This window comes from Paenibacillus sp. FSL M7-0896 (assembly GCF_037975415.1).
Classification (GTDB): Bacteria; Bacillota; Bacilli; order Paenibacillales; family Paenibacillaceae; genus Paenibacillus_AQ; species Paenibacillus_AQ silagei.
In genome coordinates, this window is the sequence record NZ_CP150250.1 from 6023568 (window position 1) to 6036449 (window position 12882).

14 protein-coding genes are annotated in these 12882 nt (G+C 53.4%); 8 read left to right on the forward strand and 6 right to left on the reverse strand.

The window, feature by feature from the left end; translation table 11 throughout:
* Positions 1-25 precede the first annotated feature (25 nt).
* Complete coding sequence (cyoE, locus tag MKY12_RS25925; RefSeq protein ID WP_036722057.1) at positions 26-958, reverse strand: heme o synthase; 933 nt, start codon at positions 956-958, stop codon at positions 26-28.
* A 206-nt stretch (positions 959-1164) separates the two neighbouring features.
* Here cyoE and MKY12_RS25930 point away from each other — a divergent pair, with 206 nt between their 5' ends.
* Positions 1165-2169: a metal-dependent hydrolase gene (locus tag MKY12_RS25930; RefSeq protein WP_339250948.1), complete on the forward strand. Its 1005-nt coding sequence runs from the start codon at positions 1165-1167 to the stop codon at positions 2167-2169.
* A gap of 611 nt (positions 2170-2780) precedes the next feature.
* The gene (locus MKY12_RS25935) at positions 2781-2972 is read left to right on the forward strand and encodes a hypothetical protein (RefSeq protein ID WP_036701722.1); all 192 of its coding nucleotides are present in this window, start codon (positions 2781-2783) and stop codon (positions 2970-2972) included.
* A gap of 1 nt (position 2973) precedes the next feature.
* Here the strand turns inward: MKY12_RS25935 and trpS are convergent, their stop codons facing one another.
* Complete coding sequence (gene trpS / locus MKY12_RS25940) at positions 2974-3963, reverse strand: tryptophan--tRNA ligase (protein ID WP_036722062.1); 990 nt, start codon at positions 3961-3963, stop codon at positions 2974-2976.
* Positions 3964-4410: 447 nt separating this feature from the next.
* Here trpS and MKY12_RS25945 point away from each other — a divergent pair, with 447 nt between their 5' ends.
* Positions 4411-5382: an aldose 1-epimerase gene (locus MKY12_RS25945; protein ID WP_339250951.1), complete on the forward strand. Its 972-nt coding sequence runs from the start codon at positions 4411-4413 to the stop codon at positions 5380-5382.
* Between the two features lie 102 nt (positions 5383-5484).
* Positions 5485-5718, forward strand: a complete 234-nt coding sequence (locus tag MKY12_RS25950; RefSeq protein WP_036701727.1) for an alpha/beta-type small acid-soluble spore protein — start codon at positions 5485-5487, stop codon at positions 5716-5718.
* Positions 5719-5832: 114 nt separating this feature from the next.
* Here the strand turns inward: MKY12_RS25950 and MKY12_RS25955 are convergent, their stop codons facing one another.
* Together MKY12_RS25955 and MKY12_RS25960 are read right to left on the reverse strand one after the other, a co-directional pair.
* The gene (locus MKY12_RS25955) at positions 5833-6207 is read right to left on the reverse strand and encodes an O-methyltransferase (protein WP_235191739.1); all 375 of its coding nucleotides are present in this window, start codon (positions 6205-6207) and stop codon (positions 5833-5835) included.
* Positions 6208-6599: 392 nt separating this feature from the next.
* Positions 6600-8399, reverse strand: coding sequence for a M3 family oligoendopeptidase (locus tag MKY12_RS25960; RefSeq protein ID WP_339311473.1), 1800 nt, complete (start codon positions 8397-8399; stop codon positions 6600-6602).
* Positions 8400-8504: 105 nt separating this feature from the next.
* Here MKY12_RS25960 and MKY12_RS25965 point away from each other — a divergent pair, with 105 nt between their 5' ends.
* Positions 8505-8696: a YycC family protein gene (locus tag MKY12_RS25965; RefSeq protein WP_036722071.1), complete on the forward strand. Its 192-nt coding sequence runs from the start codon at positions 8505-8507 to the stop codon at positions 8694-8696.
* Positions 8693-8923 carry a hypothetical protein gene (locus MKY12_RS25970; RefSeq protein ID WP_036722073.1) on the forward strand — a complete coding sequence of 77 codons (231 nt, stop codon included), beginning with the start codon at positions 8693-8695 and terminating at the stop codon, positions 8921-8923. Before MKY12_RS25965 ends, MKY12_RS25970 begins: the two co-directional genes overlap by 4 nt.
* Positions 8924-9043: 120 nt before the next feature.
* Here MKY12_RS25970 and MKY12_RS25975 read toward each other — a convergent pair whose 3' ends face one another.
* The gene (locus MKY12_RS25975; RefSeq protein ID WP_235191738.1) at positions 9044-9748 is read right to left on the reverse strand and encodes a DUF2225 domain-containing protein; all 705 of its coding nucleotides are present in this window, start codon (positions 9746-9748) and stop codon (positions 9044-9046) included.
* Between the two features lie 29 nt (positions 9749-9777).
* On the reverse strand, positions 9778-10161 hold the full coding sequence (locus MKY12_RS25980; RefSeq protein ID WP_036722077.1) for a globin: 384 nt from the start codon (positions 10159-10161) through the stop codon (positions 9778-9780).
* 440 nt (positions 10162-10601) lie between these two features.
* On the opposite strand from MKY12_RS25980, the gene ylbJ reads away from it, so the two are divergent.
* Complete coding sequence (gene ylbJ / locus MKY12_RS25985) at positions 10602-11873, forward strand: sporulation integral membrane protein YlbJ (protein WP_339311475.1); 1272 nt, start codon at positions 10602-10604, stop codon at positions 11871-11873.
* A 132-nt stretch (positions 11874-12005) separates the two neighbouring features.
* A complete protein-coding gene (locus MKY12_RS25990) occupies positions 12006-12803 on the forward strand; it encodes an NAD kinase (protein WP_036722084.1) in 798 nt (265 codons plus the stop codon).
* The last annotated feature ends 79 nt before the right edge of the window (positions 12804-12882 follow it).

Genomic DNA, 12882 nt, shown 5'->3' on the forward strand with positions numbered 1-12882 from the left:
CCCTCCCCCTCTATCCTAAGAATACTTACACGTGAATGGTATTCAACACCAGGGCAATCAGACTTAACGTCAGATAATTAATGGAGAAGAGGAAGCTTTTCTTCGCCCATACCTCATCATCCTTTGCCTTGAATCCGATTAGAGTTAAGTAGAGCCATGCCACCGACAGTCCCAGTGATACAATCAGATAATATATACCTGCATAATCATAGGCGTACATCAGCACAGGCACCGGTAGCAGCAATGCCACATAAGGAATCATCTGGAATTTGGTGCGGCGCGTCCCCTTCACAACCGGAAGGAGCGGAAATCCTGCTGCTCTGTATTCCTCCTTGCGGCGGATGCCAAGGGCCCAGAAATGGGGCGGCTGCCACAAAAAGAGCATTGCGAACAGCAGCCAGGCGCCGAGATCCACTGTTCCTGTAACAGCCACATAGCCGATGACAGGAGGCATGGCTCCCGAGATCGCACCTACCGAGGTGCTCCAGGTGGAGGTTCTTTTGAGCCAAAGGGTGTACACTACAACATATACGAACATGCCGACTATGCCGAATAATCCGGCTAGTACGCCGCAGAAGGCGAACAGCACGCCCAGCCCGGCAATGCCGAGCCCAATGCCATAGATAAGTACCGTTGTCGGCTTCAGCCTTCCTGTAGGCAGCCCGCGTTCCCGGGTCCGTTCCATCTTCATATCCAAATCGCGGTCAAAATAATTATTGAAGACACAGGCTGAAGCCATGACCAGCATGGTGCCGAGCAAAGTCAAAATCAGACGGCCATACTGTACATCCCAGCCTGATGCCACCCAGTAGCCTGCGAATGCCGCAATCAGATTGGAGCGGATAATGCCGGGCTTCGTAACGGTAATAAAGTCGCGCCAGCTTGCACCTTCCGGTGGAGACTTGGCAGACATTGATGCGGAATCAGAAGAAGCTTGATATCTCAATTGATTGTCCACGTATCGGGTTCCTCCTTCTAGGGAACTTCTTACACTCCGCTATTAACTTTATCATAGCAAACTGGGAAAGACTTTGACAATCATTGACCAAGATGTTCATTAATTCGACAATTACGTGACGATATTTATTTTCCCGTCCTTAAATAACTTAGCCCAATAATGGGTAGTTATTAATAGAGAACTTCCGTACAAAGGAGATCTGACTAATGGATACTGCCACACATTTTGTTATGGGACTTGGACTTGCAGGTCTGTCCTTCGTCGATCCGCTCGTCGCTTCGAATGGAACGCTTGCCGGAGCGGTGATGGTAGCTACTGTACTGGCTTCTCAGGCACCGGATGCCGATACCGCCCTGCGTCTGAAGGATAACGCGGTATACATCCGCAATCACAGGGGGATCACCCATTCCCTGCCCTTCTTACTGCTGTGGCCGGCATTGATCACCGTGGTCATCGGGCCGTTGTTCGGCTTCACGGACCTGAGCACCTTAAGCCATATCGCACTCTGGAGCTTCATCGGCGTTGCCGTCCATGTATTCTCCGATCTGTTCAACACCTACGGGACTCAGGCCGCACGCCCGTTCACCGAGAAATGGATCGCCTGGAACATCATCCATATCTTCGATCCGTTTATCTTCGGCAGCCATGCAGCGGCGATTATTCTCTGGATCAGCGGACTGGTGCCGCCCGCTCCCCTGTTCATCACCTTGTATGTCTGCATCGTCTTGTACTACATCTGGCGGACCCTCGTTCATGCCCGCATTACCCGCAGCATCAAGAACAAGGATGTTCACCATAATGCAGGCGACCGTTACTATGTGATCCCAACCATTTCGCCAACGCGGTGGAATCTGGTCAAAGCCAAGCCCGACGGAAGCTACAATGTCGGGCTGCTGAACAGCGGACGGCTGGAATGGTTCAAGCATGCGGTGTGCTCCACTCACCCCGCTGTCGAGCGTTCCAAATCCCATCCGGATATTCAGGCCTTCCTGTACTTCACCTCGTACGCTGTCGCGGAGGTGGAGGAGCTGCCCTCTGGTTATATTGTACGCTGGGGAGATGTCCGTTATTTACACCGTAAGCAATTCCCGTTCGTGGCTGTACTGGTAATGGACCATGAGTATAAAGCGCTGAATACTTATGTCGGCTGGCTGAGCAGCGAGAAGCTGGATGAGCGCTTCGCCGTTGATCCGGGAACCGTCAAGCTGTAGGAAGTTTTTTGAAGACAGGTGGCATCTGCCGGGGCAGGTGCCTTTTTTAATTACATTAACTACCTAAAATGCATAAACGAATTAAAACTACAACCAGCTCCAGACAAGCAAGCCTTCAACACTTAGTAATTATTTGTAATATAAGTGTCTTCATCACGGACAGTCTGCTGTTGCAGGGAATGGAGTTAAGCCCACCTGTGCGGTCAAAGTTCACGCCGAGATGTTGTAAATATTGCAACTCTGGAACAGGGATTAAGATGTCGCTGTAGGGATTGTTGCATGAAATGCAGGAATTTCCCCGCTCCGCCGTTTGGGGGAGGAAGATTGTGGCCTTTTGTGCAACATTATTTGATTTGGAGCGATTTATTAATCGAGATGTTGCAATTTGTGCAGGATTATGCAGCTCACCTAATACGTTATAGACTTTATTTAACGGGGATCTATTCTCTTGCCCCCCTCTTGACGTAACGGGACCGCATAAGGCACAATCAACAACAAAAGCGGTTACAATTCAAAGCCTATACGCTCACTTTACGTGAAATCCCGGCATGCTGCGAGCACACCGGGATTCACTTGTACATTATTTGAAGCAGAAAGGAAGGCTGGAACATATGGGTAAAGGTCTGTCACTGTGGTTCGCCTGCTCTTCAATTCTACTCCTCACAGCAGCTTCCATCTCGATCAGCTATAACATTTGGCTGGCGCTGCTGCTCGGCGCGCTGTGCGTGCTTAACATCGGCTGGGGCTTCATCGTCAAGGCCAGGCTGAGACGCAAGGCGGAGAGCAACCAGCCGACCCCTTAACTTAACGGGTAGGCAGGAAGCCCATCCGTTCCTTCACGCCCTCCAGGGTACGGGCGGCACTTATACGTGCACTTTCGGCACCCTGAGCCAGAATATCGCTGAGCATCCCTGAGCTGCGGATGTCCTGATATCTTTGCTGGATTGGCTCCAGCAGCGCTACGACCACTTCAGCCAGCTCTTTTTTGAAGCCGCCGTACATTTGGCCTTCATATTTGTCGGCAATCTGCTGCAGGCTCATTCCCGAGCACTCGGCATAGATGCTCATCAGATTGCTGATCTCCGGCTTAGCCGCCGGGTCGAAAATAACCTCACGGCCGGAATCCGTTGTGGCCCGGCTAATCTTTTTGCGAATTACATCAGGCGGGTCCAGGAGTCCGATTCTGCTGCCGGGGTTGGGATCGCTTTTGCTCATCTTCTTGGTGCCGTCATCCAGGGACATGATCCGCGCCCCGACCTCCGGAATGTAAGGCTCAGGTACGGTGAAGAAGTCACCGAACCGGTGATTGAAGCGTCCCGCCAGGTCACGTGTCAGCTCCAGATGCTGCTTCTGGTCTTCGCCTACCGGTACCAGATCCGCATTGTAGACCAGAATGTCGGCGGCCATCAGCGACGGATAGACGAACAGACCTGCGCCTACGGATTCTTTGCCGGCCGACTTATCCTTGAACTGTGTCATCCGTTCCAGCTCACCCATGGCAGTGAGCGTAGTCAGAATCCAGCCCAGCTCGGCATGCTGCGGCACATGGGACTGCATATAGACATGCGCGATCGATGGATCAATGCCTGCTGCCAGATACAGCGCGGCTACCGATTCCGAATTCTCGCGCAGGGCTGCAGGGTCCTGGGCTACCGTAATGGCATGCAGATCGACCACCATGAAGTAACATTCGTATTCCTTTTGAAGCTTGACGAAATTCTTGATTGCCCCGATATAATTACCGAGTGTGAGTGAACCGCTGGGCTGTATGCCCGACAATACTTTTTTAGCCATCCTCTTATCCTCCATCATCATTATGATTGTCCGCTGGTGCAAGGAACGCAAAAAGGCCCCACATCCGCAAGGGACGTGAGACCGTGGTACCACCCTTATTCGCTGCCTGGAGTCCCCGGAGGGATCTATGCAAACAGCCTTGGCTTCCGTTAACGGGGAAGAGACGGCCGGTCTACTTAGGGCTTCAGCAGCCTGTTCGAGCGCGGCGCTCAAGGGTCCATTCAGTCAGAGGTGCACCACCGGTTCACATCAGCCACCGGCTTTCTGGAGGTACAGTCCATGCTTACTTGTCCCTGTCATCGCATTACTTGTGTTAATTGATGCCTCCATCATAGATCGGCCCGGAGAAGTTGTCAAATCCCTAACCTCCGCCGGATAAATCTGGTATGATAAAGGTATTCGTGTGTATGTAATCCGATTACAGCTTATCAAAGGAGCATATCTCTTATGAAACAGGTGACCAAAGGGCAATGGAACGGTTATGATACGTATATTTTGCATAGCCGGGAACTGGAAGTCACGCTTCTGCCCAGGCTGGGTAATAACGTAATTTCATTATGGGACCGCACCATGGAGCGGCAGATCCTCCGTCAGCCTGAAGAAAGCGACTTGGCATCATATATGCAGAAGCCTTATCACTTCGGCCTTCCGCTTCTTGTGCCGCCTGGCCGCATACGCGGCGGAAGCTTCCTGTTCGACGGAACAAGCTACCAGTTCGACCGGAATGCGGGAGAACATCATATTCACGGGCTGCACCGCACCCAGGCTTGGTGTGTCAGTGATATTGAGGAGGACGAGTTCGGCTGTGCGGTCACCACTGAGTTCATAACCACAGATGATCCGGAGTGGATCAGACAATTCCCTGAGCCGCTGAAGCTTGAAATGACCTTCCGGCTTCAGGATGACCGGCTGCAGCAGACGCTCAAGGTCACTCATCTCGGCAGCAAGCGTGTTCCTTTTGGCGCAGGCTACCATACCTGGTTCATGCTTGACGGAACCCCGTCCCGCTGGAATGTTACCCTTCCTGCCGGAGCCGTCTGCGAGCTGAGTGAGGATCTCCTGCCTACCGGACAGCTATTGCCGCTCGGAGAGCTTACGAGCCTGCACACCCGGCTGAATCTTCAAGGTGCGGACCTGGATACCGTCCTGCGTATAGCAGAGGGCCAGCCTGCCGAGGCCGTGCTGATGCGCGATGATGGATACGGGCTGCGTTACTCAGCCGATACTGACTTCTTCCGCCACTGGATTCTATATACCAAAGGCGAGGCCGACCAGTTCCTGTGCATTGAACCGCTCACCTGGCTCCCGGATGCACCTAATCTCCAGCAGGACGCCTCCGCTACCGGGCTGATCACGCTTGAACCCGGACAGACGCTGGTGCTGGGGGGCACCCTGCAGATGATCTACCCGGAACGATAAATTTCATAATAATTACCATCCTATAAAACTTCAACATCCGTGCATGAATTCTCCCTCCCGCGCTCATACTATCTTCACAACGGGCGAAGGAGGTGAGCACACATGGGTCAAGCAGGTCAACAAAGTCGTGGTAGCCGTTCTAACAACCTGGTCGTTCCTCAAGCGAATGCAGCGCTGCAGCAGTTGAAATATGAAGCAGCACAAGAGCTTGGAGTAACTATCCCGGCTGACGGTTATTATGGGAACTATACTTCCCGCGAAACAGGTTCTTTGGGAGGATATATCACCAAACGTCTGGTGCAACTGGCAGAGCAACAACTGTCCGGTCGTTCGTAATCGCTACCTTATCTTTACAAACCGTCTAAGCCGTGAGGCATAGACCGAGCAGCTTCACAGCCCTCCCGCGCTTCTCGTCGAAGCGCAGGGGGGCTTTTCTATATGTATATAGAATCAGCCGAAGGATTGATCCGAGACATCGCCGTGGCTGCTGCGCGGATAGCGGATCATCAGATTCGCCATATTGTAATTGGACTCCAGCGTGGCATCCACCACCACCATCCCCTGGCGTACAGCAAATTCATAGCTGATCTCTCCATGTGTCCACCGTTTCTTATATTTCAGGCTCTCCAGCGCCATGACGCGGAATGAGGATTGCTGGCCTGAAGTCAGCCCCTCCTGCCCGGCTGCGAAGCTTCCGCTGCGTCCGGCGAGCGGATTGTGGCGGACCCCGAACTTGCCGATGATATTATTCCTGATCTGTACAAATACGGTCCCTGAATTCAGTCCTGACAATTCCTCCTGCAGCTCATGAAATACCAGATCCATCTGTCTTGCAAGCGATAATTGTTCCGTCCTCACATGCATTTCCTCCTAAAAGTCTTGTGGGTGATGCAGCCTCATGGCTCTGCCTCACACAACACTTGCTTCGTAAGCAGTTGTTTGAATTTCGTGGGTCTAGCAGCGCTTATATAAGGCTTTAGGCTCATTATAGGGTACTAATTAAACACGCACAACATTATTCAACATAATTGGGTTATAATCCCTATAAATGCGCAAATTATTTAGTATTAATAGCAATATACAAACTTTTGTCGCCATTTATCGACAAATAAACAGCATAAAAAGACCCCTAAACCGGGGTCTTTGCACATTCACACCATATTCAACCGCCATCATTTTACTGTAAAAAAGCAATTCGTCTCATTTTCGACAAATTCTTAGCCGCGTTGTTCCGTCATTTCCAGGAATTCATTAATATCGGCAACGATTAAATCTGCAGCCCCCTGCCAGAAATCCGGTTTGGACAGATCAACGCCCAGATGCTTCGACACCAGATCCTCCAGCGTCATCACTCCGGTATCCTGCAGCAGGCTGTCATATTTACCGGCAAAGGAAGCCCCTTCCTCAAGCGCGAGCCGGTATAGACCGGTGCTGAACATATACCCTACCGTATACGGGAAGTTGTAGAACGGCACATCTGTGATATAGAAATGAAGCTTGGACGCCCAGAAATGAGGATGATATTCGGAAAGAACCCCGCAGAAGGCTTCCTTCTGGGCTTCCTCCATCAGCGCGGACAATTCCTCACTGCTTACCAGACCTGCCTTGCGCTTCTCATAGAAGCGGGTCTCGAACAGGAAGCGGGCATGGATATTCATGAAGAACGCCACACTGTTCTGGATCTTCGCTTCAAGCAGCGCCAGCTTCTCCTCACTGTCCGTCGCAGATTTCACCTGCGCATCCGACACAATGACCTCCGCGAAGGTGGAAGCCGTCTCCGCCACGTTCATCGCATAGTTCTGGTTGAACAGCGGCTGGTCCTCCAGCAGGAAGGAATGATAGGCATGGCCCAGCTCATGCGCAAGTGTGGATACATTGGACGGCGTACCGCTGTAGGTCATGAAGATGCGGGATTCCTTGCTCTCCGGGAAGGAGACGCAGAAGCCCCCCGGACGCTTCGCGGCCCGGTCTTCGACCTCGATCCAATCCTTGTCGAAGGCGCGTTCGGCGAAATCCGCCAGCTTCGGACTGAATTTGCGGAACTGGGTCACGATGTCGGCGGCTGCCTGTTCATAGGGAATTTTGCCGGAGGACTTGCCGACTGGCGCATCCACATCGACCCAGGCGAGTGACTCCAGACCCAGAATCTCCGCCTTGCGCTTCAGATAAGATACCAGGGCAGGCTTACTCTTCGTGATTACATCCCACATGACATCCAGGGTCTCACGGGACATACGGTTGATGCCCAGTGGCTCCTTCAGCACATCCTCCCAGCCGCGGCCCTTGTACAGCTTCAGGCGGAAGCCTGCCAGATGATTCAAGGTATCTGCACAATAGTCGGCCGCGCCGCCCCAGGCTTCTTCCCATTTACGGAACATCGTACTGCGGACCTCAGGATTCTCATCCGCCAGCTTGTTGAAGGCTTGCCCGGCAGAGAGCAGCTTCTCTTCCCCGTCTTCTTCATAAGGAATCTGGATCTGTCCGACAATCGTCTCATAATGCTCGCTCCAGCCATGATAGCCGTCAACGGCAAGCTCAAGTGCCAAGCTCTCCAGCTCCGGGCTCATCTTCTCACGGGCCAGATTCCGGCTCTCACTGAGCACGAAGTTCAGCGGGGCAATTTCCGGCCGGGCCATCCACTCGGCCCATACCGCGTCAGAGGTCTGCCGGAGCACGTTATCGAAAGCAGAGCTGATGCCCTCATAACCGGCGCGCAGCCCCGTTACCTTGGAGGACAGTCTCACCGCCCCTTTGTCGAGCTGATTCTGTGCACCCAGACAACCGGCGAATTCCGAGGCCTGTGTAAGGCGTCCGGCACAGCTCTGCAGCAGCTCAATGACCGGGTCCAGTCCCTTCGTTGAAGCCGCATCAGCCGGTGCGGCAGCGGCAGCCACCTGTGCGCGCAGGCGCTCAATATCGGATTCGAGCTGGCTCAGGAAGCTCTCAAACTGCGGGGAGGCCGAGCCTCCCGGAAAAATCGATTCCAGCTCCCATGTCAGTGATAACGGTTGTTTCATATATACTCACCATTCCTTCGTTATAGAGTAGTTTTCTTTGTATTTGCGGTACAGCCATGGTAAAGTGAATCATGATACTCCACTAATTGTAAGGAGGGCATCCTGATGAAGCCACTGCAAATATCGCCGGAGACGGCCATCACCTTATCGAAACAACTCGGCGTTCCGCTGGAACACCTGATGCATATGCCCCAACATATCCTGCTGCAAAAGATCGCTGAATTATCCAAGAAAGCTGCTAGCGAGACCCCCGAAGGCAGCGTGCCTGCTCCCTCTGACGAGAAGGACAAGCAATGATCCCCTTCAGCCATACCTGGCCTTATGACATTATTCTTGGCGACATGTACGTGCAATACTGCCCCTTCTGCGACCATGAGAATGTGCTTCTGCCGATGAAGCCGCGGGAGCTGCAGCACGTGCGTGACGGCAAAAAAAAGCTGCTGGTCTTTCCCTGCTGCAGTGCAAGTCCCACCGTCATTGATAATGACAATGACTACCTGTTGTTTGACCGGGCGGTCCGCTAAACGCGGTTGTCCGGCAGTTCGCCCCGTTTAAGCGGGCAGAGGCGTAGAAGAGGCATCCCTTCTACGCCTTTTTGCGTTCCGGTATACCGGATAGACACTCTAACACCCTCACTCCGCCTTCTATGTACCTGCGGGAAGCCCGTCCGGATCAACGTCCAGCCCGCGCATCTGCTCACGCAGAATGGCCCATTGCTCGCGCGAAGCCCGGATCATGGCCGCGTCCGTAATCCGCTGGTCATTAATGACCCTTGAGAACCACCGCACAGCAGCGGCGAACTCCCCGATCCGGCGGTTCAACTCACCAATCAGATACATCAGCCGCGCATCATTACCACCGGATGAATCATTCTCGAACACCTTCACATACTCATCCAGCGAATAGGCCAGGAAACGCTGCTCCTGCACCGAATCCCCTTGATAACGGTACAGCCAGGCAATATGGTGAAGCAGGCTGGCTATAATACGTTCCTTGTCCTTAATGCTCTGCGCGCAGATCAGCGCCAGCTTGTACGTCTCCAGCGCCTCCTCCCAGCTACGCTTCTCTCCGAAGTCGCGGGCTTGCCACCGTCTTCCTACTTGTGCATCGAAGGACTTGCGCTGCCAGTCAGCCAGCTTGTCTGCAGAATTCTCCGTGGAGGCAAAGCCGCACTTTGGACAGACCCGAACCACATAATAATCGGGATTCTCCGCCTTGTAATAGGAGCAGAAGTCCGCATCGCGGCGGATGGCCTTCTTAAGGCTGGGACGTACTCTTGAGGTTGAAAATTCATGTTCACAGTTACAGCAGGTAACCTTGATCGAGTAAAGCGGTATTAATTCCGGCACGGGTGCCCTCATCCTTTCACAACTACACTTTATTCATGGGGCATATTGACAAAATGATGGGCGGGACCCGCCAGCCGGCTCAGGACAAACGTACGCAGGGACTCCTCCACACCAATCTCCTCCAGCGCCGCCTTCATGCAGGCGAGCCAATCCTCCGCCAGAGCAGGAGTGATGGGGACATGCATATGTCTGGCTCTCATCATGGGATGGCCGTGCTGCTCGGAGAACAGGGCAGGGCCTCCAAAGAATTGGCTCAAGAACTGATATTGCTTCTCCAGCACCGGAGTAATATCTTCAGGGAATAACGGGCTGAGCTGCGGGTGAAGCTGCACCTTGGCATAGAACACAGTCACCAGACGGTGAATTCCCTCAGCGCCTCCCAGGCTGTCATACAGGCTCTCTTTCGGATTCATTTGGAGGTTTCGCCTTCTTCCATATTAATCTGATAAGCAGTTGCTTATCATTATACCAAAAAACAGGCTGCACAGTTATCCCTGCCTTAAGACATGCCCGCTAAGCCTATAAAAATAAAAATTTGAACAAAAAAAGGCGCCAAACCGGAGTTCAGCGCTCGTAAGCTAATCAGTATGTTCTAAAATCTTCATCACCAGGCGGGACAAGGGAGACCCGGATCACATATACAAAAGCACAAACGAGCACTCCGGCAACTACACTCATCACCATCACTCCATCCCTGAAAATCTATCTCAACAAGATGTGCATTAATTAAGTTTATAATACCATAATTTCAATGAAAAAGCACCGGTAAATGTAACCGTTTTCCTCGTTTTTTTTGTGCTGTTTGTCCAGCTTTCGGCATACAACTAAGCATAGAACTGGAGGCGAGAAACCGATGACTCTGAACAAAATCGCAAGCCCGCTGCTCGGGATCGTGCTGGCGGGCTGTATGCTGCTGATGCTGGTCCATCCCGCCAGCTCCCTGGATGCGGCGCTGCGCGGGCTCGCCGTCTGGTGGGATGTGCTGTTTCCCTCGCTGTTCCCGTTCTTCGTCATCTCTGAAATTATGCTAGGCTTCGGCATCGTCCATCTCTTCGGCGCTCTGCTTGATCCGCTGATGCGCCCGCTCTTCAATATACCCGGCAGCGGCGGCTTTGCCCTAGCAATGGGATATGTATCAGGATACCCTGTCGGCGCGAAATTAACCGCCAAGCTGCGCGAGCAGGGAATGATCAGCAGAATCGAAGGCGAGCGGCTCGTCGCCTTCACGACCTCCTCGGACCCGATTTTCCTGCTGGGTGCGGTCTCTGTCGGATTCTTTCACGATGCCTCTCTGGGGCTTGTGCTTGCCCTTGCCCATTACGGAGGAGGGCTCATCGTAGGTCTGCTGATGTCCTTCCATGGCCGGGGCAGGCCGGAAGCAGCAGCTGTGAACACCGCCCTCCCCCATTCAGGCAGCTCTTCTGCATCTCCGGAAGGACAAGGCCCCGGCAGGCTGCGGACTGCCCTGAACGCGATGGAAAATGCGCGCCGGGTAGACGGCAGAAGTCTCGGCGAGCTGCTGAAGAGTGCCATTACCTCCTCACTCCAGCTTATTATTGTTGTCGGCGGCCTGGTTGTCTTCTTCAATGTGCTGATGGAGCTGCTCGCGCGTGCCGGCGTAATGTCCGCCCTGTTCAGCATGACCGGACGACTGCTGTCGCTCGCCGGCTTCCCGCCTGAGCTCTCAGCCGCCTTGGTCAGCGGCTTATTCGAGGTGACGCTCGGCGCCCGGTCGGCTGGTGAAGCTGCCGGAGGCGTGCCGCTGCAATTCAAGGCTGCGGCGGCAGCGTTCATCCTCTCCTGGGGCGGCTTGTCGGTTCATGCACAGGTCGCCAGTATCCTGAACGGTACCGGACTGCGCTATCTCCCGTTCATGGCCGCCCGCCTGGTGCATGCCCTCCTCTCAGCGGTTCTGCTTCTCCTGCTCTGGAAGCCGGTAGTCAGCTCGGGACTGGCTGGTCAGTGGTCCATACTACCCGCCGCCTCCGGGCTGGCCGCTCCAGAAGCCGCTCTAATCAGCAGCATCAGCCTGCTCTGCCTTCTGCTCGCAGTCATGCTGGCCCTGTCTCTGGTAGTCTTTGTGCTCGGGAAGCTGTGGCGGCAATCTTATGCGCACCGCAGCTAATTCGATATGTCACGGCTCTGCTGATGCAGCACTGAAGCGGATTCCGGCTTTTCACAGCGCTAATATTGTGTTCCGGGTCAAGATTGATTATGATCGGTGTATGACTGAATTACACAAAGGAGCCTGTACACCTTGAGATATTATGTTCTGGACCGCGGAGATGAATTATCCATCCAACTAGCGGAGCAATTTCACAAGCTGGCGCAAGGCCGGAATCTGGAGCTGGATGCCAAGTCACCGGAAATCGTGATCTCGATTGGCGGTGACGGCACGATGCTGCACGCTTTTCATACGTTTATCGATCAGATCCCGAACCTCGCATTTGTTGGCGTGCATACCGGCCATTTGGGCTTCTATGCGGACTGGCAGGCCGAAGAGCTGCCGTCCTTAATTGATTACATGTGCGGAGAGGTTGGGCCGCATAAACCCCGTATCGTACAGTATCCGCTGCTCGAACTGGAAATACATAAGAAATCCGGCTCCAGCAAGCACATTGCCCTGAACGAATTCACCCTTAAGGGCGTGGACGGGACGGTTGTGATCCAGGTGGATATTAATGATGTGACCTTTGAGATGTTCCGCGGGGACGGCCTGTGTGTATCCACACCTTCCGGCAGTACCGCTTATAACAAAAGTCTGGGAGGCGCTATGGTACACCCCTCGATCGAGGCGCTGCAGATTGCTGAAATTGCCTCCATTAATAACCGGGTATTCCGCACCATGGGCTCGCCGCTAATGCTGCCTAAGCATCATCACTGCGATATCTTCTCGCGCAAGGATCAGCGCCTGCTGCTGACCATTGACCATAATAATATTCCGGTGGATGATCTGATTTCGGTACGTGCTCAGGTCGCTGACAAAAAAATCAGCTTCGCCCGTTACCGCCCTTTCCCGTTCTGGAACCGTGTCCGGGAGGCCTTCTTGGTCTAGTTAGTATTTGCCGATAAAGCCGGAGATGCCCCCTATCTCCGGCTTTATCATGCCGGCTGACGGGAACTCTACTGAGCCT

Bases quoted from the DNA above. Each gene is read 5' to 3' on its own strand.
- MKY12_RS25930 (WP_339250948.1), top strand. From the start codon at position 1,165: ATGGATACTGCCACACATTTTGTTATGGGACTTGGACTTGCAGGTCTG.
- MKY12_RS25935 (WP_036701722.1), top strand. From the start codon at position 2,781: ATGGGTAAAGGTCTGTCACTGTGGTTCGCCTGCTCTTCAATTCTACTC.
- trpS (WP_036722062.1), bottom strand. From the start codon at position 3,963: ATGGCTAAAAAAGTATTGTCGGGCATACAGCCCAGCGGTTCACTCACA.
- MKY12_RS25945 (WP_339250951.1), top strand. From the start codon at position 4,411: ATGAAACAGGTGACCAAAGGGCAATGGAACGGTTATGATACGTATATT.
- MKY12_RS25950 (WP_036701727.1), top strand. From the start codon at position 5,485: ATGGGTCAAGCAGGTCAACAAAGTCGTGGTAGCCGTTCTAACAACCTG.
- MKY12_RS25955 (WP_235191739.1), bottom strand. From the start codon at position 6,207: ATGGATCTGGTATTTCATGAGCTGCAGGAGGAATTGTCAGGACTGAAT.
- MKY12_RS25960 (WP_339311473.1), bottom strand. From the start codon at position 8,399: ATGAAACAACCGTTATCACTGACATGGGAGCTGGAATCGATTTTTCCG.
- MKY12_RS25965 (WP_036722071.1), top strand. From the start codon at position 8,505: ATGAAGCCACTGCAAATATCGCCGGAGACGGCCATCACCTTATCGAAA.
- MKY12_RS25970 (WP_036722073.1), top strand. From the start codon at position 8,693: ATGATCCCCTTCAGCCATACCTGGCCTTATGACATTATTCTTGGCGAC.
- MKY12_RS25980 (WP_036722077.1), bottom strand. From the start codon at position 10,161: ATGAATCCGAAAGAGAGCCTGTATGACAGCCTGGGAGGCGCTGAGGGA.
- ylbJ (WP_339311475.1), top strand. From the start codon at position 10,602: ATGACTCTGAACAAAATCGCAAGCCCGCTGCTCGGGATCGTGCTGGCG.